The organism is Psychrobacter sp. WY6 (assembly GCF_018448495.1).
GTDB lineage: Bacteria > Pseudomonadota > Gammaproteobacteria > Pseudomonadales > Moraxellaceae > Psychrobacter.
In genome coordinates this window covers 819016-845257 of sequence record NZ_CP049902.1, presented here as the reverse complement: position 1 = coordinate 845257, position 26242 = coordinate 819016, and the positions used below count along the sequence as shown (strand labels likewise).

The 26242-nt window shown below is 42.9% G+C and carries 19 protein-coding genes, 2 pseudogenes and 1 riboswitch; of the genes and pseudogenes, 8 read left to right on the top strand and 13 right to left on the bottom strand.

The genetic code is table 11. From position 1 onward, the window contains the following. Positions 1–87: 87 nt before the first annotated feature. From pstA to pstS, 3 genes are all read right to left on the bottom strand, one after another. Entirely contained in the window at positions 88–993 is a 906-nt protein-coding gene (gene pstA / locus G7Y90_RS04230) for a phosphate ABC transporter permease PstA (RefSeq protein ID WP_250163484.1), read from the bottom strand. Positions 994–1084: 91 nt separating this feature from the next. After that, a complete protein-coding gene (gene pstC, locus G7Y90_RS04225; RefSeq protein WP_198330500.1) occupies positions 1085–2038 on the bottom strand; it encodes a phosphate ABC transporter permease subunit PstC in 954 nt (317 codons plus the stop codon). Positions 2039–2212: 174 nt separating this feature from the next. Continuing rightward, positions 2213–3376, bottom strand: a complete 1164-nt coding sequence (pstS, locus tag G7Y90_RS04220; RefSeq protein WP_250163483.1) for a phosphate ABC transporter substrate-binding protein PstS — start codon at positions 3374–3376, stop codon at positions 2213–2215. A gap of 292 nt (positions 3377–3668) precedes the next feature. Further along, a riboswitch (TPP riboswitch) is annotated at positions 3669–3813 on the top strand. Positions 3814–4062: 249 nt separating this feature from the next. Between pstS and thiC the strand changes: the two are divergent. Beyond that, a pseudogene (gene thiC / locus G7Y90_RS04215) lies at positions 4063–5913 on the top strand (phosphomethylpyrimidine synthase ThiC); the annotation flags it as partial. A gap of 161 nt (positions 5914–6074) precedes the next feature. On the opposite strand, the gene G7Y90_RS04210 reads toward thiC, so the two are convergent. The 4 genes from G7Y90_RS04210 to G7Y90_RS04195 form a co-directional block, all read right to left on the bottom strand. Next, positions 6075–7040: a hypothetical protein gene (locus G7Y90_RS04210; RefSeq protein ID WP_250163482.1), complete on the bottom strand. Its 966-nt coding sequence runs from the start codon at positions 7038–7040 to the stop codon at positions 6075–6077. 404 nt (positions 7041–7444) lie between these two features. Then, positions 7445–8122, bottom strand: a complete 678-nt coding sequence (locus tag G7Y90_RS04205; protein ID WP_250163481.1) for a hypothetical protein — start codon at positions 8120–8122, stop codon at positions 7445–7447. A gap of 307 nt (positions 8123–8429) precedes the next feature. After that, positions 8430–9293 (bottom strand): fructose bisphosphate aldolase, encoded by an 864-nt coding sequence (locus tag G7Y90_RS04200; RefSeq protein WP_349773412.1) that lies wholly within the window; start codon positions 9291–9293, stop codon positions 8430–8432. Between the two features lie 200 nt (positions 9294–9493). Beyond that, positions 9494–10342, bottom strand: coding sequence for an EamA/RhaT family transporter (locus G7Y90_RS04195; RefSeq protein ID WP_250163480.1), 849 nt, complete (start codon positions 10340–10342; stop codon positions 9494–9496). 318 nt (positions 10343–10660) lie between these two features. Here G7Y90_RS04195 and G7Y90_RS04190 point away from each other — a divergent pair, with 318 nt between their 5' ends. Genes G7Y90_RS04190 through G7Y90_RS04180 form a run of 3 tightly spaced genes read left to right on the top strand, consistent with a single transcriptional unit; the run spans position 10661 to position 14157 of the window. Further along, on the top strand, positions 10661–12565 hold the full coding sequence (locus G7Y90_RS04190) for an ABC transporter ATP-binding protein (protein WP_250163479.1): 1905 nt from the start codon (positions 10661–10663) through the stop codon (positions 12563–12565). A 51-nt stretch (positions 12566–12616) separates the two neighbouring features. Beyond that, the gene (locus tag G7Y90_RS04185; protein ID WP_250163478.1) at positions 12617–13507 is read left to right on the top strand and encodes an alpha/beta fold hydrolase; all 891 of its coding nucleotides are present in this window, start codon (positions 12617–12619) and stop codon (positions 13505–13507) included. A gap of 17 nt (positions 13508–13524) precedes the next feature. Continuing rightward, on the top strand, positions 13525–14157 hold the full coding sequence (locus G7Y90_RS04180; RefSeq protein ID WP_250163477.1) for an alpha-ketoglutarate-dependent dioxygenase AlkB family protein: 633 nt from the start codon (positions 13525–13527) through the stop codon (positions 14155–14157). 185 nt (positions 14158–14342) lie between these two features. Here the strand turns inward: G7Y90_RS04180 and G7Y90_RS04175 are convergent, their stop codons facing one another. The 4 genes from G7Y90_RS04175 to G7Y90_RS04160 form a co-directional block, all read right to left on the bottom strand. Next, positions 14343–15347, bottom strand: a complete 1005-nt coding sequence (locus G7Y90_RS04175) for an NADP-dependent oxidoreductase (protein WP_250163476.1) — start codon at positions 15345–15347, stop codon at positions 14343–14345. A gap of 87 nt (positions 15348–15434) precedes the next feature. Next, on the bottom strand, positions 15435–16193 hold the full coding sequence (locus G7Y90_RS04170; protein ID WP_045443058.1) for an endonuclease/exonuclease/phosphatase family protein: 759 nt from the start codon (positions 16191–16193) through the stop codon (positions 15435–15437). 4 nt (positions 16194–16197) lie between these two features. Further along, positions 16198–16863 carry a M949_RS01915 family surface polysaccharide biosynthesis protein gene (locus G7Y90_RS04165; protein ID WP_250163475.1) on the bottom strand — a complete coding sequence of 222 codons (666 nt, stop codon included), beginning with the start codon at positions 16861–16863 and terminating at the stop codon, positions 16198–16200. Between the two features lie 242 nt (positions 16864–17105). After that, a complete protein-coding gene (locus G7Y90_RS04160; RefSeq protein WP_250163474.1) occupies positions 17106–18089 on the bottom strand; it encodes an AOC03_06830 family ribosome hibernation factor in 984 nt (327 codons plus the stop codon). Between the two features lie 577 nt (positions 18090–18666). On the opposite strand from G7Y90_RS04160, the pseudogene G7Y90_RS04155 reads away from it, so the two are divergent. The 4 genes and pseudogenes from G7Y90_RS04155 (at position 18667) to G7Y90_RS04140 (ending at position 22365) form a co-directional block, all read left to right on the top strand. Continuing rightward, a pseudogene (locus G7Y90_RS04155) lies at positions 18667–20849 on the top strand (M3 family metallopeptidase). Beyond that, complete coding sequence (locus G7Y90_RS04150; protein ID WP_250163473.1) at positions 20850–21107, top strand: YheV family putative zinc ribbon protein; 258 nt, start codon at positions 20850–20852, stop codon at positions 21105–21107. 113 nt (positions 21108–21220) lie between these two features. After that, complete coding sequence (locus tag G7Y90_RS04145; RefSeq protein ID WP_250163472.1) at positions 21221–21487, top strand: hypothetical protein; 267 nt, start codon at positions 21221–21223, stop codon at positions 21485–21487. A 287-nt stretch (positions 21488–21774) separates the two neighbouring features. Beyond that, positions 21775–22365: a hypothetical protein gene (locus G7Y90_RS04140; protein WP_250163471.1), complete on the top strand. Its 591-nt coding sequence runs from the start codon at positions 21775–21777 to the stop codon at positions 22363–22365. A gap of 128 nt (positions 22366–22493) precedes the next feature. Here the strand turns inward: G7Y90_RS04140 and pnp are convergent, their stop codons facing one another. Both pnp and rpsO read right to left on the bottom strand, forming a co-directional pair. Next, positions 22494–24596 (bottom strand): polyribonucleotide nucleotidyltransferase, encoded by a 2103-nt coding sequence (gene pnp / locus G7Y90_RS04135; RefSeq protein WP_060490177.1) that lies wholly within the window; start codon positions 24594–24596, stop codon positions 22494–22496. Positions 24597–25342: 746 nt separating this feature from the next. Next, positions 25343–25609 (bottom strand): 30S ribosomal protein S15, encoded by a 267-nt coding sequence (gene rpsO / locus G7Y90_RS04130; RefSeq protein ID WP_045443035.1) that lies wholly within the window; start codon positions 25607–25609, stop codon positions 25343–25345. Positions 25610–26242: the final 633 nt, after the last annotated feature.

The window sequence follows — 26242 nt, the reverse complement described above, 5'->3', positions numbered from 1 at the left end:
ATAATATGTTCCAACCCAGCTCAATGAATATAAATGGAAGTAAATTCTCGAGATAATCTAGGACAAGCCTTAATTTACCATCAGTCTTTATTTAGCCTGACCTCTACTACCGATGAACCTTGCCAAAATGTTTAATACCAAGACAGAGGTCGTGATCAGCAACGCTGCCGCCCACGCTAAGGTATGCCAGTTATCATAAGGACTCATCGCAAACTGGTAGATGGTATTGGGTAAGTTAGCAATAGGCTGGCTCATATCGGTACTGAAATATTGGTTGTTAAGCGCCGTAAATAGCAACGGTGCTGTCTCACCAGTGATTCGAGCAAATGCCAGTAACACCCCAGTGGTCAGTCCTGCTCTAGCCGCCTTAATCGTTACTTGAGTCACCATTTTCCACTTGGGTGTGCCAAGTGCGTAAGCCGCTTCACGAATGCTATTAGGAACCAGATTGAGCATATTCTCAGTGGTACGCACGACCACAGGAATAACGATTAATGCTAATGCTAACGCGCCTGCCCAACCAGAGAAACTTTGACCTTTTACCATCAATGCATAAATAAAGAGACCAATCACAACCGAGGGTGCGGATAACAAAATATCATTTAAGAAACGCGTTACCTTGCCAAGCATACTGCCTTGAGCGAACTCGGATAAATAAATACCCGTCATGAGGCCAATAGGTGCACCGATAAACAATCCTGAAAACGCGAGCATTACTGAACCGACAATGGCGTTACGCAGCCCGCCCGCACTCATCGGTGGCGGTGTATCAGCAGTAAAAATAGGCAGCTGCACAATACCTTGAAAGCCTTCCACGAAAAGCGTAAGCAAAATCCAAAACAACCAAAATAGTCCAAAAACCATCGCCGACATGGCAAAGCCTAGACCTAACTTGTTGGTCAAACGGCGCTTGTTATAAAGGCTTTGATTGTAGCGGCTAGCGCTGTTTGGCTGAGTCGGTAGTGGTGCATTGATCGCATTGTTAGCAGCCATACTATTTATTTCCCATATCTTTTATCAATATCTATCAATGTTTATTGATGTCCAATAAATCCGTAAAACACCTATCGAGATTGTCAAACGACTACCGATTGCCTGCCTTGTGATCCATGCGCATGAGCATGAGTTTTGCTAGAGATAGTACAATGAAGGTGATGACAAATAAGATTAAGCCTAAATGTAATAAGGAAGCCAAATGTAGCTCACTCGACGCTTCGGCAAACTCGTTGGCTAAAGCTGAGGTAATAGTCACACCTGAGGTAAATAGACTCGGACTGATGTTAAAGGCATTACCAATCAAGAAAGTCACTGCCATCGTCTCACCCAATGCCCGACCCAGTCCTAAGATCACGCCACCAACCACGCCAGCTTTGGTATACGGCAGGATAATTTTGAACATGACTTCCCAAGTCGTCGCGCCCATGCCATATGCTGATTCTTTAAGCAGGTCTGGCACGACCGAAAAAACATCGCGCATGGTGGCGGCGATAAATGGAATAATCATGATGGCAAGTACCAGCGAGGCGGTAAACATACCCAGTCCCATTGGTGCACCAGTAAATAGCTTACCGATGATAGGCAATGGCCCTATATGCTCGATAAACCATGGCTGAATGTGATCACCGAAGAAAGGTGCAAAGACAAACAAACCCCACATACCGTAAATGATAGAAGGGATACCAGCCAATAGCTCAATGGCGATACCAAGTGGTTTTTTGAGGAAGATTGGGCACATCTCGGTCAAAAATATGGCAATACCAAAACTGATTGGTACTGCAATGAGAATAGCTATAAATGACGTTACTAGCGTGCCATAAATAGGGGCAAGAGCCCCGTACTCATTGGCGACCGTATCCCAATTATTACTGGTATAAAATCCTAGACCAAATGTTTGAATGCTCGGCCATGCTCCGATAATCAAGGAGACTAAAATGCCGCCCAACGATAAGAGTACCAGTATGGCAAAAGCCTTAGTAGCATTCACAAACAATAAGTCATAGCGCTTTTGTTTAGCCAGTTGGGACCTTAAATCATTCATAAGTGTCTCAGCATTAAATAGAATCAAGTCAAAATAGTAGAAGCATTCATTCGGTTTTATCACAACAAACTTGTCATCAAATTTGCTGTGATAAAACCTCTCAAATCACTACCGGAGAATAGTTATTCGAGAGGATAATTAGAAAATTATTGATTCATGATTAGCATGGATAGGTTACTGAGCAGGCTTATAAACAGGCTGTCCATCACTGCCTTTTACCTCGTTCCATTTTTCCTTAAATAAGGCAACCGCTGCATCAGAGAATGGTACGTAATCGAGTGCCATGGCATCATCGTCGCCTTGGGTATAAGCCCAATCAAAGAAGTTCAGCACGCCAGCCACTTGCTGAGGATTCTCTGGCTGCTTATGTACCAAGATAAAGGTCGCAGCAGCTATCGGCCATGCTTGCTCAGTCTCAGAGTTGGTGATGACTTTATAAAAGCCTGCTTGTTTTGACCAATCGATATCACCTGCCGCAGCAAATGTCTCAGCAGATGGCTGAACGACGTTGCCAGCAGCGTTTTTCAACGCAGTATGTGACATGTTGTTTTGCTTAGCATAAGCATACTCAACGTAGCCGATAGAGTTTTTCATACGGTTGACGTAGCTTGAAACCCCTTCGTTACCTTTACCACCTGCACCAGTCGCAGACGTTGGCCATTTGACTGTTTTATCAACACCAACTGTGTCTTTCCAGTCTGGTGAAACCTTGGCAAGATAATCCGTAAAGTTAAACGTTGTCCCTGAACCGTCTGAGCGGAATACTGTCGTAATAGCGGCATCAGGCAAAGTCAAATCTGGGTTCATGGCTTTGATAGCAGGGTCATTCCAGTTGCTAATCTTACCCAAATAGATGTCTGCCAACATTGCACCGTCTAATTTCAACGCGCCCGGCTCAACACCGTCGATGTTTACGATAGGTACAACACCGCCGATAACCGTCGGAAACTGAATCAAGCCTGCTGCGTCTAGCTCTTCAGGCGTCATCGGCGCGTCAGACGCCCCAAAATCGACTGTCTTTGATTCGATTTGTTTGATACCACCAGAAGAGCCAATCGACTGGTAATTGACTTGACCACCGGTAGCAGCGTTATAGTCGTAAGACCATTTAGCATAGATAGGCTGCGGGAACGATGCCCCTGCACCCGTGATATTCATAGCGATATTCTCAGCAGATTTAAAACCTGCTGCAGAAGCAGAGGTTGTCTGAGTAGTTGCTTCAGTGGTGGTGACAGCGCTACTGCTATCCGCAGCTGGCTCTGTCGTTTCAGTCGATTTATTACATGCCGTAAGCACTAATGTACAACTAACGGCCACTGCTAATAACGAATAACGCATGTAGGACTCCTAAAGTTTAACAACGATACAAAAAAGCATTGTTTGTGACATGCGTGCTATCTTGCCAAATTTTTATGACAGTTTAATGACAACCTCCAGAATCTTTCATTCGCTTTACATAATATTTAGATAAGCTATCTACAGCTCAGTAATATCAAGTGATTTCAATCACTGGTACTCTAGAGTCGTTCTCATAAAAACATCGAACCTCAAACTCAACGCCTGATATTTTCATCTAAATATCATTAGCCCTCATTGCAGAACTTTGTTAGTATTGAGTTGATTTACAACACTGACAGACTCGGGGTGCGGTGTATTATTGGCTCGCTTTACTAAACTTGCTTTATTAAAGTAGTCGTCTTTATACATTCGCTGAGAGATCACCCGCCGAACCTGATGCGGTTAGTACCGACGCAGGGAAGTCTTAAGCACTTTGTTATTTATGGCAAAGGACGTGCAGAAATGCCTTTTTTATCCTCATTACTCCCTTAATGTGCCTGATGTACTATTAAGTAGTGAAGACTGATATAAAGCTGCGTCCAACGTTTGATGAGCATCATCCGCGACTATGTTTTTTGGTCGTAGGCTAATGCTCATGAGCTGAATTTGTCTGGATCACAGGTGCTACCCCCCGCAGCTACTGGCGGTGTTGCTTTTATTCAAAAACCAACACGCTAGGACAGCATATGACAACTTTATTAGCCACTTCTCCTTCTCAAAAACCTTCTAAGACAGATGCGTTAAAGACCCCTGCTCACCGCAGTGCCAGTGATGCTCGTTTCGAAGAAGACGCTCGCGATTTACACCGCATACTCCCCGCCTCCCGTAAAGTCTATATCGAAGGCTCTAGATCCGATATTCAAGTACCCATGCGTGAAATCACCCTTGATCCTACCCCTGTGCAAGGCGTTTCTGAGAACGAATGGGAACAGAACCCACCCTTTTATGTATATGACACATCAGGCGTGTATACCGACCCCAACGTCGAGATTGATTTGACGAAAGGCTTGCCGAAACTGCGTGAAGGTTGGATAAATGAGCGCGGTGATACCGAGCAATTAAGCGGACTGTCTAGCTCTTACGGAATGGCACGCGCCCGCGATATCAGCACTGCCAATCTACGATTTGCTCATATCGACAAACCTCGCCGCGCCAAAGATGTCGATGGCAAAGCTGGCAACGTCACGCAGATGTACTATGCACGCCGCGGCATCATCACCCCAGAAATGGAATATATCGCCATTCGCGAAACCCAAAAGCAGCACGAATTGACCGATATGCGTCAGCATGACGGTGATAACTTTGGCGCTAATACGCCGACGGTTATTACCCCTGAGTTTGTGCGGAGTGAAGTGGCGGCTGGGCGAGCGATTATTCCAAACAATATCAATCACCCTGAATCTGAGCCGATGATTATCGGACGCAATTTCTTGGTTAAAATTAACGCCAATATGGTAACTCAGCGCTAGGCTCTTCTATCGATGAAGAAGTGTCCAAGATGACGTGGGCCACACGTTGGGGTGCGGATAACATCATGGATTTATCCACTGGTAACCATATTCATGAAACGCGTGAATGGCTGATTCGTAACTCGCCCGTACCTATTGGTACCGTACCCATTTATCAAGCGCTCGAAAAAGTCGATGGCGTAGCAGAAGATTTAACGTGGGAAATATTTCGGGATACACTCATTGAGCAAGCAGAACAAGGCGTTGATTACTTCACCATTCACGCCGGTGTACTGCTGCGTTATGTGCCGCTAACTGCTGGACGCTTGACGGGCATCGTCTCGCGTGGCGGATCTATCATGGCGCAGTGGTGCATGTTTCATAATAAAGAGAGCTTTTTATATACTCATTTTGAAGATATCTGCGAAATCATGAAGCAGTATGACGTGGCGTTTAGTCTAGGCGATGGCTTGCGCCCAGGCTGCTTGCAAGATGCCAATGATGAGGCGCAATTTGGTGAGCTGCGTACCCTTGGCGAGTTGACTCAAATCGCTTGGAAGCATGACGTGCAGGTCATGATTGAAGGTCCGGGACATGTCGCGATGAACCGTATTAAAGAAAATATGGACTTGCAGCTTGAGGTTTGTGCCGACGCGCCTTTTTATACCTTGGGACCATTAACGACTGATATCGCACCCGGTTATGACCACATCACCAGTGCGATTGGCGCGGCAATGATTGGCTGGTTCGGTACGGCCATGCTGTGCTATGTCACGCCAAAAGAGCATTTAGGTCTGCCTAATAAAAAAGATGTTAAAGACGGTATCATCACCTATAAAATCGCAGCCCACGCGGCTGATTTGGCTAAAGGTCATCCCGGTGCGCAGGCACGTGATAATGCGTTATCGAAAGCACGATTTGAATTCCGCTGGGACGACCAGTTTAATCTGGCGCTCGACCCAGATACCGCCCGTGAGTTCCATGATGAAACCTTACCCAAAGACGCGCATAAGACGGCGCACTTTTGCTCGATGTGTGGACCGAAATTCTGCTCAATGAAAATCACTCAGAACGTGCGGGATTATGCCAAGGGGTTGGATACGAAGGAGTCAGCTACTTTGGGCGCAGACGCTATGAGAGCAGTGGGTATCCAACAAGAAATGAGTGAAATGATACAAAATTATAAGGCGGCAGGGAGTCAATTGTATAGAGAAATTTGATTTTTCAATATTTAATACTTAAGCTTAAATCTAGTTGCTAGGTTTAAGCTTTTTTACGTTTATTTTTGAGTCTCGTGGAAAAACTCGTTTGAAGTAAGAGTCGCACAGTTTCATAATGACTAAATAAACAAGCAAAGTCAGTGGATAGCCAAAGATAATAATAAAAATAGTATAACCATGATACCTGCTGGCATGCTCGCCCAGTAACCAATCTATAAGACAAATCTTATAGAAAACTATCATCAATACGATAAATGGAACTATCAGAATCCCTAACCATGTGACCATCCATGCTTTTTTAAGGCTTTTCTTCCGGCTCCAATACATAAGTCCATAGTGAGCACCCCCTAACAAACATATCAAAAACAACAGAAGTATTAATGAGTCTAAGTTAATTAACCACTGTGCTAGAGGAGGCTTGGTTGTGGTTGATAAGATCTCAAGAACATCTTGAGGCAGATGATCAAAGACCCACTTCGAATCAGCTTTTATCATCCCACTTAAAGGTTCGCCAAGATTAGTCTTCAAATATTTCGACTCATCAGCAATCTTTAAAGTAACGGTCAAGTCACCAAAGCTTTTCCAAGTTTTGGCAGGTTTTAATGAATAGCTATAGATATATTGATTGGTCCAATCACTACGGTTTATTGTAGGATAGGCAGAGTATTTAACATTAATGACATGATTGCCTTCGCTTAAGTGTATCTCAAAGTATTTAGCGTCATTATTGAACGGCACAGCCATATCCGTTTCTGGATCATGATAAGCAGGCAATGATTTTGAATGACTTTCATAATCATAATTGATAAGTACTGGTACCGCTTGCCCATCGACTTCGACTATAAAGCTTTTGTCTGCATCATTATCTATGTTATCGAACACCTCAAAAACCAAAGGTATTCGATCGCCTTCTTTAGCGCTATAAATTTCATAAGTGACATCATAGTCAGCTTGATTAAAACCTTCAGCAATATTGATATCTATGTTTTCAGACAATATATCGATATCTTTGCTTGAATATGCCGTACTGGCATTAGTACCGTCGATAATGGGAGACGCCATATTGGCATAGCTAAACATACTGTGGCTTAATAAAAGCAATTCTAAAATGATCCTACGCATTAATATTCTCTCAAATGGCTCGTCAGCTAGCTGTTCGCGAATCACAAAGCTATTTACAGCCTTCAACTATAATTACTTTACTGTTTTAGTAACCGTCTGTTTAACCATCATAAAAACCACAAAACTAATTATCAAATAAATAGGTGTTATTACTATATAGCCTAACGGCAAAACCCATATAAAGAACAAATCGCGACTTTCTCCTGTTGCGCCTTGACCAATGATCATATCTGTCACCAGTAGATAGAGGTAATAAATTATCAGGCTAAGCAGAGGCACTAGAAAACACCCACCAGCATGACTGTCCAAAGGGTTTCGGGCTGGGCTTGCTGTCTACGTTTCATCATACGTAAATGCAGTCCACCCAATACAAATAGCGCGAAACTTATAGTTATGAATGGTGAAACAGCCGTCAAAACTTTTGCCACAGGATTCAGAGGTGCTTGAATAATAAAATCAATCTCTTTCGCAAGATTATCGTTGAAATGCCATTGGTTATTAGAAGGTAAAGTATTCTTCGTGCCATCGATATCCATACTGATATAGTCTAAACTACCATTGAAATTTAGCTTAATAAATGACCCTTTAAACTGCTTATCATCACTGACGCTCTCCTTCATCGGCACTAACGAATAAGAGTAAGTGCTTATCCCAGTCCAATCACTGCCATAATAATGCGGCTGGACGTCATAAGTAGCTGTAATAGTATGCAACCCTGACGACAAATCCAGGTTGATATACTTTGAATCTGCTCTGAATTGCTCTAAACCAGTATTGGCTGGCATATAGAAGTCAGATGTCTCAAGCCCGTTATTATCTTCAGTAACCGTTACAACAGGCACCGATTGACCATCAACAGTAATTTCGAACTCATTACTTTGTCCAAATTCATCGAATACTTCAAAAACCAATGGGAATTGAAGCCCTTCACGATTGTTATACAGCTTATAGCTCACTGTATAACCAGCATTATTAGCATCATCTGTAATATCGATATAACTGTCTCTGATATAACATCGATGGCATTATTAAAATAAGCAGCACTTGCCCAAGTACCTGAATAGCCTACAGGCTCCATAGATTGACTAGAAACACTCCAACTTAATAAAAACAACCCTGAAGTAATAAAGCGAAACACAACCTCTCCAGAAACCATGAAAACAAACACAAGTTTAATAAATATCTACTGTGAATGCCATTAAAAAAATCCCAGCAAACCTAAAGTCAGCTGGGATTCAAAATCAATTATAAAAGTATAAGGCTTTAAACTTTCGACGCCTCATAAATCTCTTCGATAGATGTGTTGATAGTATTAGCAAACTCATCATCACTTTGCTGCTTACTCAGCCCCTCAGTAAAGGCCCGTGAAAAGCTAGCAATCATACCGGGGTTTTGCTTAAGCTTGGCACAAGCATCGCCACGGCTATAGCCGCCCGATAACGCCACAACTTTTAGCACTTTTGGATGATCGATTAGCTCTTGGTAAAAACCCGCTTCTTGTGGCAAGGTCAGTTTTAGCATCACTTGCTGGTCGTCAGTCAAACGATCCAGATTGTGCAAAATGCTGGTCTTGAGTATGACTTCACATTCATGTTTTTTGCTACTGTTGATATCGACTTCAGGCTCTACGATTGGCATCAGACCTTTTGAGAGTATCTGTTTTGCCACATCGAATTGCTGTTGCACAACCAGCTCAATGCCATCGACATTCGGCTCATAAATTACTGAGCGCATTTTGGTGCCAAATACTGGATAGTTTTTGGCTTTATCGAGTAGCAAATCTAAATTTGGCATCGGACGCATCACTTGGACGCCATTCATTTGCTCAGCCAAACCCTTATCCACTTTTAAAAACGGTACAATATTTTTCTCTTCCCATAGATAATTGGCCGTCGGTTTGCCATTTACCTCACGTTCCATCGTGTCTTCGAACAAAATTGCCCCAAGCACACGCTCATTATCAAAAGCCTCGCAAGTCATGATACGCGCGCGCATCTCATGCACTTGGTCGAACATGGCTTCGTCATTGTCATAATCATCGCCTGTGACACCATAATTCTCTAACGCTTTTGGCGTGCTGCCACCACTTTGGTCGAGGGCAGCGATAAATCCCGAACCATCTTTGATACGTTGTAGCTGTTTTTATATGGCTTTGATATTCCATTTAATATGCATCCTGTTTTTATTTATTGATGTTTAACAAAGCACTTTTTTTGCCAGCCTTGCTGTTTGCCAATAACCTTACCATAGGACGCCCTATGTGCCTATATCTGATAAGTTAACACTTATATAAAATAATAAATATAGTCATAAATGCAGACGAAATCCTATGCCAAAAATAGCACTACCACACAGCAAATGGCTAATAATAAACCCAAGACATTAATACGGTTAAGCGACTCTTTAAACACACCGACCCCTATCAAGGTTGCCACTGCAATGACACCGACATTCATACCGGTAAAGACGATGCTAGGCGACTCGGACAATACTTGATGCGCACGTACATAAGCATAAATATTGCCCATATTGAGCGCACCTAATAACAATCCTGCTGTGAGCGCATTCCCCTGCCAGCGCACCCGCGTAATCAGCAAATAAATAAACAGCAATAATCCTGCTAAACCAAAACTGACAAATAATGTCAGAGGAAAAGCAGTGCCCTGCTTGGCAACTTGCTTGAACAAGATATCAATAATGCCATAGCCTGCCCAGACGCCAAATAGCCAAAGCGGTGTATGCTTCGCTTGTCTGCTAATCTGACCCTGCTGTGGACGATAAATCAACGCTCCGAGTGCTAGAAAGCCTAATAACAGTCCAAATATTCGCGTGCCGGTCAGAACTTCACCAAACAATAAAAAAGCCGCGACGATAGGAATAATCAACGACAGCCGCTGAGCCGCATCGGTTGCTACTATTCCTACAGATTCAATCGCCCTTCCAAGGATAATAAACACGGCGGGAAGCAGGATACCAAGCGCAATAATAATGCCCCATGCACCGCCAAGTGCATTCATGCCACTGACGTCTGGCTTCAATAAAAACCACGTCAGCAGAAAAGCCACCGGATAGCCTGCGACGATGGTCTGGCGTATGTCTATATTCTTCTGTCGTAACACTTTTAGCAATACTGAAACGGCGACACTACAAAGCACCGCAATCGTCAAATATATCATGAGCTCTTACCTTGTTAAACTGCCACTTTACGGGGGTATTATTCGCTCATCATTCATATACTGAAGACAAAGCGCGAACTGCCAATTGGGATAAAGCCATAGAATGTAACAAAGTATTTCTTACACAGCAATCTATTTATTGGCTTTTATTCGACTGCTGACAAGTAGCTCTTTAGCCTTCAATTTACAATTAGCATGCAGGTCTGATTGGGAAGTTTGCTAAAATAGTAATCAATCCTAATAACAAAAGTAAAGATTCAAAATAACGAGTAATTTCGTTGATTTTGGCGTACTGCTATTGATGTTTTATGACTGCCTATGAATGCTCTATTTCGATTTTTTGAAACTCGCCTCCCTGCCTTTCCTGAAACCCCTATGCCGCTACCTTCACCCCGTGATGGCATGCTAAAGTTCTTGTGGGCGTGTACCAACGGTTTACGTGGCTGGCTATTGATATTTATGATTTTGTCTGCGGGCATTGGCATCTATGAAGCGATGCTATTTGCTTGGATTGGGAATATTGTTGACTGGCTAGGCGTCTATACACCGCAGAATCTGTGGTTAGAAAAAGGCGATATGCTACTGCTCATGCTAGCCGTCATGATCATGAGTCCGCTATGGATTGCATTGTCATCATTCATCCATTTTCAGACCTTGCAAGGCGTCTTTCCCATGCAAATGCGCTGGCGCTTTCACCAGCGAATGCTTGGGCAATCGATGCAGTTTTATCAAGATGAATTTTCTGGACGCGTCTCAGCCAAAGTAATGCAAACCGCACTGGCCGTACGCGATACGGTCATGACCGTCACCGACATGTTTATGTATGTCACCGTTTATTTTATTACGTCAGGTATCATTTTATTCAATCTGGACAGCCTATTATTAATCCCGTTCATTGTTTGGTTGGTCTTGGTTGCGCTGACCATTTGGTACTTTATCCCTAAGCTCAAACAAACTGCCATTGTGCAAGCCGATGCTCGTGCTTTAATGACTGGCCGCATTACCGATGCTTATGCCAATATCATGACCGTCAAGCTATTTAGCCATTCACGCCGTGAGCTGAGTTATGCCAAAAACGCCATGGGGCAATTTTTAGGTACCGTCCATGCACAGATGCGCTGGGTCAGTTATTTAGAAGTATCAACCCATATGATCAGTGTGATTTTGGTTAGTAGCACTGCGGCTATTGGTTTATATTTATGGCAACAAGGCGCGGTCGGTGTCGGTGCGATTGCTGCCGCGACAGCCATGGCACTACGTTTAAACGGTTTGACTCGTTGGATCATGTGGCAAACTGCCAGCCTATTTGAAAGTATCGGAACCGTACAAGATGGCATGCGTACCTTATCAGCGCCGCAAAAAATCATTGATAAGCCCAACGCACCCGCTTTGAAAGTCACCGAAGGTCGTATCGTTTTTGATCATGTTGATTTCAGTTATGAGAATGATAGCGACGCTGTTGAAGGCGATAGCTTAGATACAGTGAAAACATCAGCAACGCCTACTACGAAGACTAAACTGCTCGATAACTTTTATTTAGATATTAAACCTGGCGAAAAAATAGGCTTGGTTGGGCGCTCAGGTGCCGGTAAATCCACCTTGGTTAATTTATTGTTACGCTTCTTTGATGTTGATAGCGGTAAAATCCTAATCGATGGACAAGCAATTGATGAAGTCACCCAAGAGTCTTTGCGCCAACAGATAGGTATGGTAACGCAAGATACGTCTTTGCTACATCGGACAGTACGTGAAAATATCGCTTACGGTCGTCCTGATGCAACCGATGAAGAAATTATTACCGCTGCCAAACAAGCGCAAGCATGGGACTTTATCAAAGACTTATATGATGATAAAGGCAATACAGGACTTGATACCCAAGTCGGTGAGCGCGGCGTCAAGCTCTCTGGCGGTCAACGTCAGCGTATCGCCATCTCACGTGTTATGCTGAAAAATGCGCCCATCTTACTAGATGAAGCGACCAGCGCCCTTGACTCTGAGATTGAATTTGCCATTACCGAAAGCCTGAATGACATCATGACAGGTAAAACGGTCATTGCGATTGCCCATCGTCTCTCCACCATTGCCGCACTTGATCGATTGGTGATCATGGATAAAGGTCAAATTATCGAACAAGGCAGCCATGATGAGTTGTTAAATCTACACGGTGTTTATGCTCGCTTGTGGCACCGACAAAGTGGCGGATTTTTAGGCGAAGACAGCTAAGTACAATCATTAATTTTCATTGAAAATCAGACACAAGGAGGTGTGTACATTATGAAAGCATTTGCAAAAAATATTAATATTAGTGGAAAACAAGCGCGCTACTATAACCTTAGCCAGCTTACGCCATCGATACAGTCAAGTACTGCCTCTCGCGTGCCAGCACACTTTTATGGTGGCAATAGTTTTACCGTTGGTACTTATAGTCCCTTATTAAGTGCGCTGGCAACTGACTTCAAAATCAGCTCGCTTGCGCTTCGTGGCTATTGGTATGACAAGCCGCAGCGCCGTCGTCTTACGCGCGAGCAGGATGCCGAGATACTTATTGAATTTTTAGAAAAAACGCAAGACAAACCCATCGTTGGTATTGGTCATTCGCAAGGAGCCACTGCCACCGCCATCGCTGCAGCCCAGCGCCCAGACCTGTTTTCACAGCTATATTTAATAGAGCCTGTGACCTTTACCAAACCACAAGCCAGACTCTATAATCTATTGCCGCGTAAGCTTCTGCTCAGTCGCGAACCGTTTAAAAGCACCCTCACCAAACTATCTACTTGGGCAAGCATCGATGATTATTATGAGAACTTACGCGCTCAACGTGCTTATAGAAGAATGAGTGATGCGCATTTGAGGGTATTTGCAGAACAAAGTTTATCCAAAGATACCAATGGCAGTTACACGCTGATATTTGCGCCTGAGCAAGAGCTCGCCAACTATTTCGGCGCGCCGCATATCGATACCGCCCTCAAGCAATTGAGCTGTCCTTATACACTTATCACTGGCAAGCCGACGTTGTTTATCAACCATAAAGTGCGACAACAATGGCAAAAATTCGTCCCTGATGACAGCATTATATCTTTGTTAGATTATGGTCATCTACTGCCGATGGAAGCACCTGAATTATGTGCTCAAGTTATCAATGAGCATTATCATAGTCATAAATAAGCTGAGCCGTCTAAGTGATGACTGACCTTTTTGCGCCTACACCGATTGACAATCTGTTGCCTTATGATGGTCAGGTCAATGACTTAGGGGTAGTTATCAATGAGGCTAACGCTCTGTATGAGAATTTACTAAATGAGCTACCTTGGCAGTCTGACATCGTGACGTTATTTGGTAAAACGCATGTTACCACTCGCCAAATCGTCTGGATGGGTGACCACGACGTCAGTTATCATTACTCTGGACAGACGCGTCGAGCCATTCCATGGTCAAAGCAGATGTTGCACGTAAAACGACATATTGAACAGCAGTTATCAAGCATTGGTATCAACGTTGATTTTAATTCTTGCTTACTTAACCACTATCCGTCTGGTACTGATGGCATGGGTTATCATGCAGACGATGAAAAAGAGCTGGGCGCGCAGCCGATTATTGCTTCTTTATCGCTCGGTGCTAGGCGAAAATTTGTTTTTAAGCATAAAACTATTAGACAAGAGAACAAGCCCGTCAAAGTTGAGCTATATCTTGAGTCCGGTCAGCTTATCGTCATGCATGGCGATACGCAGAATTTTTGGAAGCATACCATTATGAAAACCAAAACTGTCGCATCAGGGCGCATCAGCCTCACGTTTCGACAAATACGAACGCATTAAGTGAACATAACCTAAGGCATATCCTCATTTAAAAGTGGTGATAAAAATACGCTAAATGAAATGGTAGCCAAACAAGGAAAATAGCTGGTTAATATCGGAATATTAACCAGCTATTTGACTCAGTTTGGCAAGATCTAACCATTTTTAGCCCATTTAGTCACTTGCCTTCAGATTAAGCACATACTCTAGCTCACTTTTAAAACAATCTTGCCAAAAGCAGCACCTTTTTGCAGCTCATGATGAGCCGCGACCACTTCAGACAAGGGATATGTTTGCTGAATACGTAGCGTTAGCTTGCCATCTGCAACGAGCTGTAAAACTCGCGCCATATCTTCACCACTACGCTGCGCCTTATAACCTGCTACCTTTAACTGCTTCTGGCTACCCGCCTCTTTGAGTTTATCCACCCAAATCGTTGGTAATACATTGACGCGACCACCAGATTTGAGCACGCTAAGCGCTCGCACGCCTGCTTCATTACCGACCAAATCCAGTAGCACATCTGCCTGTAACTCAGGGAATTCATCGTCTTTGGTATAATCAATCCAACCTGTAAGCTGATTGGTATCTATTATTTCATCAAGCTTGGCATATTTTTCTGGTGAGCAAATAACAGTCACCTTGATATTGTTTTTAGCCACTTTATCCATGAGCAGCTGAATCAACAAGTGACCCACGCCGCCTGCTGGCGCGTTCATCACCACATGCTCACCATTTTGAATATCTGCAAACTCTACAAACTGTATCGCCGTCTGTCCAATACAAGGCAGCGCACCTGCTTGCTGTAACGTGACAGAATCCGGTACTTTTGCCAGCATGTCAGCATCGACTGCTACATACTCTGCATAACAGCCACCATGAAAAGTCAGGGCAGCGACCTGTGTACCGATAGTAAACTGCTCACTACGACTATCGACCACAGTGCCTGACATATCAAACCCCAAAATTGCAGGCTCATTTTTATCAAACTTGTCTTTTTGAATGGCATCAGCGCCCCAGCCTTTGCCTTGACGCGTTTTGTAATCGACAGGATTGATACCCACGTAAGCAACTTTGACCAATACCTGATTATCTGTTAACACAGGAATGGCCACATCCTCTTGATAGCTCATCACTTCAGGTTCGCCAAACTCACGTATGAGTACGGCATGTTGGGTCGTTGGTAGCGGGTTATGAGAAAGAGTAGACATCGTTATATATCCTTATAGGTATCTATTGCTTTATTTTTGCATTCAATTTTATTTTTAGTGAATAACTTAAGCTTATCTAATAATCATTTATAAATGTGCCAATTCCGCACTGAGCGGCAGATGATCAGACAGTGTCGACCATGGTTTGCCCGTATGCACCCATGCATTTTTCACTCTTAGATTACGCACATAAATACGATCTAAGCTCAGCACAGGAAGCTTGGCTGGGAAAGTTGGCAGCAGTTTGCCATGACAATGCTTGAAAGCTTCGGTCATACCCAAGCTAGTAGCAAGCTTATCACAAGACATTTTTTTCCAATCATTAAAATCTCCTGCCAAAATCAGTGGTTGATCAGGTGCAATCTCATTGCGGACATAGTTGGCAATGGCTTCATATTGCTTGATGCGATCACGCTCAAACAAATTTAGGTGTGCACACAGTACGACAACTGGTACATCCCATCCAACTGGTTGTACTTCGCAGTGCAAGACGCCGCGCTGCTCAAGCTTATTAACGGTGATATTGACGTTATGCTTAGGATCTAATGGAAAACGGCTCAATACCGCATTGCCATGATGACCATTTTCATACTCTGAGTTTTTACCATAGCTATTTTGCAGCTGTAAATACTCACCAAACCATTCATGTTGCGATTGATCAGGATATTCGTTGTATTGCATATTGCGCTTAAGGTTCTGACCTTGCACTTCTTGTAGACATAGTACATCGGAGCCAATAATATCAAGGGCTTGGGCGATACCTTGTATTTTAACTTGGCGATTCATCGGCGACATGCCTTTATGAATGTTATAGCTGGTTAGCACAAAAGAGGTTGTGGTAGTCATAAAATTAGTCATAATACTTAAAATAAATGGAACATTGATTATCTCGCCACACTGATTGCAAGTGACGCCTAAATACTGATTTTTGAGAAGCTGATTGCTGTAGTAATTTTTCATCAACCTTATAGTCGCCACCATAATAACCAGTAGCGTCAACTGGCTGACCTGTCTTGGCGTTACAAATTGCAGAGTTACCACGGATGGCGAATTTTTGCTGCCCTTCGTACATGATTACTTTCATCTCATCGTAACTTACGTCACCACGACAACCGAGATAATAAGGCACACTCACTTCGACAACACCGTTATTATTAATATCAGTCACTACGGCGGTGTTTTTAGCGAATTCTGCGATTACATCTAACCCATCGCAGGGTACATAATCATATATTTGCCATACTCGTAAAACCTCTTGTTCATCTATAACATATAAATGCGTGAAGACCTCTCCTGCTGGCTCGCCGGGGCTATTGGTTGAATTGAAACGCTGTAATTGAACTAAATACTGTTCTCCTACTGTGCCAATCCAAGAACGAATAGCAACAATATCTTTGGTCTTTAGCCTCATTTTATTTTTTTTAGAGTCTATTTGATAATAGTTTTGAATAGAAGGCGGCAATTGACCCCATGATAGATGGCTCACAGATATATTATTCACATCTGTCTCTGCCATACTGAGACTGGAGCTAAAGGCTATCATTGCTGTGACGCTAAATAGCATGAGAGTATTTGGTATGTTATTTCGCATCATTTAACAATCTACGGCAATCAAGCATATGTTTTAGGTAAAGGCTTAATATATCATCAATGTAAAAAGAGCATTGATTCTTATCGAACCAATGCTCCCATATTATACCTATCTTCTATCAATGGCGAATTCGCAAAGGATTGTCATCAATAAGCACTATCTAGCAATTAATAGCGTGTCACCAAAGCAATTGGTTGATCTTCACCCATAATATCTTGTGGCATAAATACTGCTTCGCCACCATTATGAATGACATGCTCAATGATTTCGCCAATGGCATCATCAGTAACGCCTTCTGAAGCCGCATCATCTGCAAGACTCAAAGTCTGCGCCTTTTCATCAATTTTGGCTGATTGTATATAACCACGACGGACATAAAGCGTCTCGCCTGCACCTTGGAAGGCACTGCGGTAGACTTCTTGTAGATCTGTTTGTAACATATTGGCACCGCGTGCTTTATCAATCTCACCCATGGCAGCTTGATGCAGTGATGTACGATAGCCTTCCACCGCCTCTTGCACACTATTGATAATATGCTGAGCACTACCATCCTCTAGATTGGTCGCATTTGACACTGTGGCAATGATGTTGTCTGGACGATCACAAACTTCTTTATAGTAGCCGATATTTTTAGCATCGCCAACGACGACCAAAGGCATTTTATGCTCACCCCACAGCTCTTGGACACTTTTATCGACCTGATTAAAAAACTCTTTTAGATAGCTACTTTCATTATTGACGAGACGATCCGATCCACCGTCGCCTGTCGTATATAGACCATTGTTTTCAATAGGGAATGGAATATTATCCATATTTTTTTGCAGGTCGTCGTCCTTATCGAACTCTCTCACCACGCGATCATTAGACGCTTCAATCAAACGGGCATTATCACGAGTGAGCACCAAGGTGTAATGCACCGCGCTTGCCATATCACGCACTAAATCTCGAGTCGCAAAACGATGTGAAATCACCACACGCTCCGTGGTGTCAATCGGCATACGGATAACTTGCACATCGTCGGTACTGGCAAAAATAGCCAAGGTATCAAGATTTAAGTTGTGATTGAGCTCTTTGGTCTTATCATGAATCTTATCGAGTATGGTAGTCGCTGTGCGCTTATCGTATTCGTTGGTTAAGCGTTCTTCAGCCACTTTTAATTGGTTTCTTCAGGGCAATGGGATCTTGATCATTAGCAGGATGCTCGCGATGAGTCTAACAAAGATACTAACCGCAGGAGGCTTTGGTTTCACGTAAACTTTGAGAGTCGCTTTCATTTATTGCTCCTTGTTTTTTATCATTTACTTTTAACATTGTGATTTTTACTATGAATCAACTGATTCATAGTTTCTGCTATCAGTAGTACTTAATCTTTTTATTCCATTGCCTTGATGCTAGCAGTCAAACCTCACTCGCTGTAGGGTTAATTTGCAAGCAAATGATAGCGCTTTGTAAGTAGAACACTCTGTATTGTTCTAAAAGACTGACTGATCCCTTTTAAACCCCTTAAATATCCACTATCTTCTCGATTCACTTTCTTTATAGTTAATGCTTAGGTTGCATTTTCGTCAAACGAACCCATCTTTTATATAGCTTATCAATGAGACAGCAAAAAAGAAAAATAACAGAAAGCTACTGACGTTCTAGATTTTGCGACAAGCCAATCTCTTATACAAAACGACGTTTACTCAATAATAATTCATTCACTACGATCAGATATCGGATACTTTTATGAAAACCCTTCCTACAGATTTACGCCTTGTCGATTTTGACAACGTTTCGCCAAGTACATTACAAAGCCATGTCATCAGTGCAATCGATGCAGCCAATACATTTTTAGATGAGATGAGCGCAGATACTGACAGCCATAACAGCCCGACTAATATCAGTGCTGAGCAAGCACTGGCCGATGTGATGACTTTTGATCATATTAATCTGGCATTGGATCGCAGTTGGGGTATTTTATCGCACCTCAATAGTGTCATGAGCAATGACGACATTCGTCATGTCCATCATGAACTGCTACCTAAATTATCTGCTTATGGCACACGAGTGGGACAGCATCAGCCGCTATTTAGTCGCTATCAAACCATCGTCAATGACACAGCATTTTTGCTACGCTTGAGCCTGCACGAGCGCGGGCTATTGAGCTTGCGCTACGCAGTTTTGAGCTGTCAGGCGTCGCATTACCAAAATGAACAAGAAAAATTTGCGGCTATTCAAAGTCAGCTTTCCACCTTATCAGCGACCTTTTCAGATAACGTATTGGATGCCACTCAAGCTTATGCCTTACCGCTGCAGCAAGAGCAATTGGCAGGTCTAACCGAAAGTGGGCTGGCGCTACTCGCAGACGCTGGCGAACAATATAAAGCCCGCCAGCTTGCTAACGGTACGCTTACGCAAGTAGAAGTCGATGCGTTACCAAGTCCTTATTACGTGGCAAGCTTAAATATTCCTGTTTATTTGCCATCATGACCCATGCGGATGATCGCAGTTTGCGTGAGACTATGTACCGTGCTTATGTCACCCGTGCTTCTGAGTTTGATGCGCATACCAATGCCAAAGGTGAGTCGCTAAACAACGCCGATATCATGGGTCAAATCCTGCAATTACGTGAGCAAAAAGCCAAGCTATTGGGTTTTGACAATTATGCAGAAGTCTCACTATCGACTAAAATGGCAGATAACGTGGCAGAAGTAGAAACCTTTTTACGGAGTTTGGCCACGCAAGCAACTCCAGCGGCTAAGCAAGACTTAGCTCAGTTGCAAAAGTATGCGCAGGATTACGGTATTGAGGAGTTACAGGCGTGGGACAGTGCTTATATCGCCGAAAAAGTAAAGCAAAGTGAGTTTAGTTTATCGCAAGAAGAAATACGCCCATATTTTCCACTGCCAAAAGTAATTGGCGGGTTATTTGCCATCGTTGAGCGTCTATATGGTATCAAAGTCCAAGAGCAAACGGCATTCGTATCACGCTGGCACGATGATGTTAGCTTTTATCAGTTGTTTGATGCTGATGATAACGTGCTTGGTGGTTTTTACTTTGACTTATTTGCTCGTAGTGGTAAACGCGGCGGCGCGTGGATGAGTGGTTTTCAGTCGCGTTATAGTTATGATGAAAAAAATCATCAGCAATTGCCCGTCTGCTTTATGGTGGGCAACTTTACCCCTGCCCTCGATGGCAAACCAAGTCTATTGACGCATGATGAAGTATTGACTCTATTCCATGAGTTTGGTCATGGTCTCCATCATTTATTAACCCAAGTGACGGTCGGTGATGTCGCTGGGGTCAATGGCGTTGAATGGGATGCGGTCGAGCTGCCCAGTCAGTTTATGGAAAACTGGGCATGGGATGCCGAAGGTATTGCGCTGATTAGTAGCCACGTCGAAACGGGTGCGCCATTACCAAAAGACAAACTTGCAGCGTTATTGGCGGTGAAGAATTTCCAAAGCGGCATGCAAACCCTACGTCAAATCGAATTCGCACTGTTTGACTTATTGATTCATGCGCATACGCCAGCGCTAGATTATGACGGTATATTAGCCACGCTAAATAGCGTTCGAGACGACATTGCTATCATGCAGACACCTGACTACAACCGTTTTGCCAACGGCTTTAGTCATATCTTTGCAGGCGGCTATGCGGCAGGTTATTACTCGTATAAATGGGCGGAGCTGCTATCGGCAGATGCCTTTAGCAAGTTTGAAGAAGAAGGTATTTTTAACCCTGTCACTGGTAAAGCCTTCCGTGATACTATCCTATCAGTCGGTGGTAGCTTCCCTGCCAAGACCAACTTTGAAAACTTCCGTGGTCGCAGTGCCAGTATCGATGCGTTGTTACGTCATAGCGGTTTTGCTGATACTAAAAAAGGCCGTGCTGCTGCTAATGCCTCAACAACACATGGAATGATTTAAATGCGCTATCAATCAACGCGACCAAAGCGGCAGTTTTTATCTGGTGTTCGCTGCCCTAAGTGTCAAGTGATGGATGCGGTGGTACAAATAAACATCGTCGCCCCAGAACCTGATGAGTACATCGAATGCACATTATGTGGACATAGCGAACATCGCCCTGATCCTGATGCAATCAGTGCCAAAAACCATGCGGAAGATCAGCTTATACGTGATGCTATGGCTACTGGTACTAGCGGCACAGTAAAATTCAAGCCTTAAATATTAAGCGTCAAGTCTTAATAGCTACCAGCCTATCTAGCAATAGATAGGCTTTTTATTTTGAGTTTGCTATAGTATGGCTACTTACATTTCTAACATAAATCGACTATAGTATGAAAAGCCAAAAAATGCGTCCTCTGTCAACCAAATCACTGAAAAAAAAGCCCACTAAGTCACGCCAGAAATGGTGGTCAATTATTATATTAGCGGCATTACTGATTGGCTACTTGGTCTGGAAAAACAATTCGATAGACACTAATACTGCGCCTATCGAAAGTACACCACCGACGACCGAACAAGATAGCGCTACTCAATTAGATGCTACGTCCTTAGGTAATAATGACAATAGTTTAAACAATAGTGACTTAACGTCAAACTAATGAGACAACTACAGTTAATCAAATACCTAATGCTGATGCGATCTTAAATGCGGCTTTGCCAGAAACAGATAGTCTTGCTAAAGAAGAATAGATCGCTTAGAAGACGAGCGTAAGCGCTTAGCCGAACAAGAAAAACTGGCTGCTGAACAACTGACGATGAACAAGCAATTAACTGATATGAAAGCAGAGCAAATCACCCTACTTGAACAACAAATAGCGCAATTAGAAGCCGAGACAAACGGCGACAAACAGTAGCTAATTATTAGACTTTTATCAAGGGGCTGACAATGGCAAATATACAACTAACCCATGCCCCTATCTTAAATAGTAGCGCGCAGCTGCTTATTCTACCAGTCAATACTGCAGGGATTCTTTTAGATCCTGTTCTCACAAAAGCTAAGACTTTATTTGCTGATAATTATCAACGTTACTATCGCGCATGCCGCGATGGCAGTCTGAGTGTTGGCAGCTGCTTACTGCATAAACGCGCGCTTGAGCAAGCTGGTTTAAGTATCAGCAGTAATGGTAATCAGCCCAGTTATATCGCTAATCTTGTGGTATCAAATCATCCTTACCACCCCACACGGTCACAATGGTTGATTGCCGCGCTGAATGATTTATCTGAGCAGCTTATCCCGCTCATCCGTTATCAAGGTATTCGTAGAATTGCCCTCCTCGCACGCCCACTTATTCATAACCACTCACGAAATGATAGAGCTAACGTGTCCAACGCAGCCAATTTAGCAAACGCAGGCTCACTTGCGTTAGACTGGCACGCTGATATCTTACCGTTACTCTTACAGCACCTACAAGATTTGCCTAAAGTTCGTATCGATATTCATCTTCCTAAAGACTTTAATATAGACCAATCACTTTGATATAGACCAGTTACTTTAATAAGATATTCTACTGCAAATAAGATTTTACACCCATAAAAAAACCGCCTTATGCACTCATGATGAGAGACTTAAAGCGGTTTTTAGATGTTGACTATATTAGATATCGATTAGCTTTGTTCGATACCTTTCATAGTCAATTTAATACGACCACGGTTATCAACGTCTTGGACGAAGACTTTAACGATCTGACCTTCTTTTAGGTAGTCAGAAACATTCTCAACGCGCTCTTCAGCGATTTGTGAGATGTGTACCAAGCCATCAGTGTTTGGCAAGACGTTAATAAACGCGCCAAAATCAACGATACGAGCAACCGTACCTTCATAAGTTTTGCCCACTTCAACTTCTGCAGTCAACGCTTCGATTCTACCGATAGCTGCTTTAGTTGCCGCTTTGTTTTCACCAAAGATACGAATCGTGCCGCCATCATCGATATCGATAACTGCGCCAGTCTCTTCGGTTAGCTGACGAATCATCGCGCCGCCTTTACCGATTACGTCACGGATTTTATCCGGATTGATCTCAATTACCGCATAGTTTGGTGCATGAGCGTTGATTTCAGTACGGCTCTCAGGCAATACTTTATTCATCGCGTCCAAAATATGGATACGACCGGCATGGGCTTGCTTAAGCGCTTGCTCCATGATGTCAGGCGTAATACCTTCGATTTTGATATCCATCTGCAGCGCAGTAATACCGTCTTTAGAACCAGCAACTTTAAAATCCATATCGCCAAGATGATCTTCATCACCTAAGATGTCTGACAAGACAGCGAAACGCTCACCTTCTTTAACCAGACCCATGGCGATACCAGCAACTGGTGCTTTTAGTGGAACACCAGCATCCATCAATGCCAAACTTGCGCCGCAAACAGACGCCATAGAAGATGAACCGTTTGACTCAGTAATCTCTGATACTACACGGATGACATACGGGAAGCGTTCGCTATCCGGTAGCATCGCTTGTACACCGCGGCGAGCTAGACGACCATGACCGATTTCACGACGTTTTGGAATACCTTCGCGGCCCGTTTCACCTACTGAGAAATGTGGGAAGTTGTAGTGCAGCATGAAATGGTCACGAATCGTGCCACCTAGTGAGTCAATCATGTTGACATCACGGCTGTTACCAAGCGTGGTCGTAACCAATGCTTGCGTTTCACCGCGTGTGAACAATGCTGAACCATGCGTGTATGGCAATACACCAACTTGTACGTCAAGGGCACGAACAGTCTCAAGATCACGACCATCAATACGCGGCTTACCTGACAAGATATTGTCACGAACCGTACGATATTTAAGATCGTTATAAATTTCTTTTAGCTCAGATACTGTATCAGCGTAAGTTTCTGACTCAGCATCACCAGCGAGCGCATCGATAATTGATTGCTTGATTTCATCAAGCTTAGTGTAGCGCGCTTGCTTATCAGTAATCGTATAAGCGTCAGCAACTTGCTCGCCAAACTGCTCTTTCATGCTGCTAGTAAGCGCTTGATCACGCTCAGGGGCAGTATACTGCTGCTTAGCAGTACCGATTTCTTCTGCCATTGAAGCAATGTTATCAATAACGATTTGCTGTTGCTGATGACCATATAGTACCGCGCCTAGCATTTGATCTTCTGACAACTCAGCTGCTTCTGACTCAACCATCAATACAGCAGATTTAGTACCGGCAACCACTAGGTCAAGGTCACTCTCTTTAAGCTGCTCAATCGTTGGGTTCAGGATGTACTCGCCGTTGATAAAGCCAACACGAGCAGCTGCGACTGGACCATTGAATGGCGCATCAGAGATGGCCAATGCTGCTGAAGCACCGATTAAGGCTGCGATATCTGCAGACTGAGTCTTATCTGATGAAACAACCGTTGCCGTAATTTGGATTTCGTTAACGTAACCTTCAGGGAATAGCGGACGAATCGGACGATCGATTAAGCGCGAGGTTAGGGTTTCGAACTCGCTTGCACGACCTTCACGTTTGCCATAGGCACCTGGAATTTTGCCCGCTGCATACATTTTTTCTTGATAATTAACCGTTAGCGGAAAGAAGTTTTGACCTTCTTTAGCCTCTGACTTTACCACTGCTGCGACAAGTACCGTAACGCCGCCCATATGTACTAAGATAGAGTTTGCTTGACGAGCAATACGACCTGTCTCGATCACAACCTGTTGGTTGCCATACTGAAATTCACGCTTAATGGTGTTAAACATTGTCATATAATCTTCCTAATGTTGACTGACGAAAGTAATATCAGCATTATAAAAAGCTGATATTTTTCATTAAAACTCTGTGTATGTGACTACTAGTGTATATGACTAATAATTGACAGTCTTTCTCTCAGAAATCATCTCAACCAGTGCCAATAACATTACCTAGTTATTCCATATGCCTATCGGTGCTAGACATCGTACTATTGTGTATATTTGGTCATTCAATTTTGGCTTTACTATAAATACTATCAAAAAGACCTTAAGTCAAAAGACTTCGGTGCTAAAAACCCTACAGGCTATTTTTCTGCGCTTTTGAGAGTTGGATATTAGCGCAGCTAGCTATTCTATAAGCTAAGAAACGGGTATTTTATAAATAGTCACCATATATGTAGTAGATATACTATCAAACTCACAAGGCATTATTTTACAGTGATTTATAGCCATTGACCAATGAATTGCGGAACAGAGCAATTATCGATAGAAAACACTTAGCTCTAGGCTCTAGTGTTACTGTTTTTACGAAAACTTCTATTACCTACTTTGAATTGGTCTTTATACCAATGCTATCCAAAATCAATCTTGAAAATGAATAAGCATAAAAAAACGGCGTGAAACTATTCCACACCGTTTTTAGAAAAATCTATTTTATCGATAGCAACAAGCAAGTTCCAAGCGAATCAGCAAAAATTCTAAAATAGCACCATATGATGGCTTCTTTTATTTTAGCATCCACTCGTACTATTGTCGTTAGATTAACGACGTAGACCTAACTGGCTGATAAGCGTGGTGTAACGACCAAGATCTTTACCTTTTAGGTAATCAAGCAATTTACGACGCGTGTTAACCATACGGATAAGACCGCGACGGCTATGATGGTCAGCTTTATGTGCTTTAAAATGGTTCTGCAAATCGTTGATACGAGCACTCAATAGAGCTACTTGAACTTCTGGAGAACCAGTGTCATTTTCGCCACGTTGGTATTGAGCAATGATTTGTTCGCGATCGGTATTAGTTAGCATAAATATCTCCGGCAATGCTAAAAACTTTAAGACATTCTCGAATTTGAGTAAGATCTAAAGCAGTAGAATAGTAAATAAAATAGCCTGCACGTCATTCAGGACAACCCTGCATTACTAGAGTTGACCTAGTGTACGACAAGCTAATGAGTCATAACGACCATTTAGGATAAGTTGCGATGAGAGAGCACTTAATATAACTATCCGTTTTGGACAGTCTATGAAGCACGATGTCTGATCTCAACCTAATGTAAATGTGACGGTGATTATAACAAAAAACTGCTGAACTAGCAGCAGTTTTTCATAATACTTGTAAAGTCAGATTTATTTTTTATAGTTAAATCATCCGTCAATAGGCAATAGAATTTGCTTATTTCTTGACGTCATCTTCCGTCGCGTTACCGCCTAGTTCATCATCTTCAAGCGGTGCAGCTGTGGTAACTTCTGCTAAACTATCAGGAGTAGCATGCTCGCTAGGATTCATGTCTCTGCAAGCCTTTCAATCTCTTTTTCTTGCTCATCCATGTTATTCAATGAATTACTCATATTAGCTCCTGAATTATTATTTTTTGAAGTAGCTGTTTTATACTTTTTACATTGAGATGCAAATGTCATCAGTGATATTGAGATGTAGAG

What these genes read in the sequence shown, in the direction of transcription:
- G7Y90_RS04185 (WP_250163478.1), top strand. Translation starts at nt 12,617, where the DNA reads ATGAAAGCATTTGCAAAAAATATTAATATTAGTGGAAAACAAGCGCGC.
- G7Y90_RS04175 (WP_250163476.1), bottom strand. Translation starts at nt 15,347, where the DNA reads ATGTCTACTCTTTCTCATAACCCGCTACCAACGACCCAACATGCCGTA.
- G7Y90_RS04195 (WP_250163480.1), bottom strand. Translation starts at nt 10,342, where the DNA reads ATGATATATTTGACGATTGCGGTGCTTTGTAGTGTCGCCGTTTCAGTA.
- G7Y90_RS04190 (WP_250163479.1), top strand. Translation starts at nt 10,661, where the DNA reads ATGAATGCTCTATTTCGATTTTTTGAAACTCGCCTCCCTGCCTTTCCT.
- G7Y90_RS04145 (WP_250163472.1), top strand. Translation starts at nt 21,221, where the DNA reads ATGAAAAGCCAAAAAATGCGTCCTCTGTCAACCAAATCACTGAAAAAA.
- G7Y90_RS04165 (WP_250163475.1), bottom strand. Translation starts at nt 16,863, where the DNA reads ATGGCAGAGACAGATGTGAATAATATATCTGTGAGCCATCTATCATGG.
- pnp (WP_060490177.1), bottom strand. Translation starts at nt 24,596, where the DNA reads ATGACAATGTTTAACACCATTAAGCGTGAATTTCAGTATGGCAACCAA.
- G7Y90_RS04170 (WP_045443058.1), bottom strand. Translation starts at nt 16,193, where the DNA reads ATGACTACCACAACCTCTTTTGTGCTAACCAGCTATAACATTCATAAA.
- rpsO (WP_045443035.1), bottom strand. Translation starts at nt 25,609, where the DNA reads ATGCTAACTAATACCGATCGCGAACAAATCATTGCTCAATACCAACGT.
- G7Y90_RS04150 (WP_250163473.1), top strand. Translation starts at nt 20,850, where the DNA reads ATGCGCTATCAATCAACGCGACCAAAGCGGCAGTTTTTATCTGGTGTT.
- pstC (WP_198330500.1), bottom strand. Translation starts at nt 2,038, where the DNA reads ATGAATGATTTAAGGTCCCAACTGGCTAAACAAAAGCGCTATGACTTA.
- G7Y90_RS04180 (WP_250163477.1), top strand. Translation starts at nt 13,525, where the DNA reads ATGACTGACCTTTTTGCGCCTACACCGATTGACAATCTGTTGCCTTAT.
- pstS (WP_250163483.1), bottom strand. Translation starts at nt 3,376, where the DNA reads ATGCGTTATTCGTTATTAGCAGTGGCCGTTAGTTGTACATTAGTGCTT.
- G7Y90_RS04140 (WP_250163471.1), top strand. Translation starts at nt 21,775, where the DNA reads ATGGCAAATATACAACTAACCCATGCCCCTATCTTAAATAGTAGCGCG.
- pstA (WP_250163484.1), bottom strand. Translation starts at nt 993, where the DNA reads ATGGCTGCTAACAATGCGATCAATGCACCACTACCGACTCAGCCAAAC.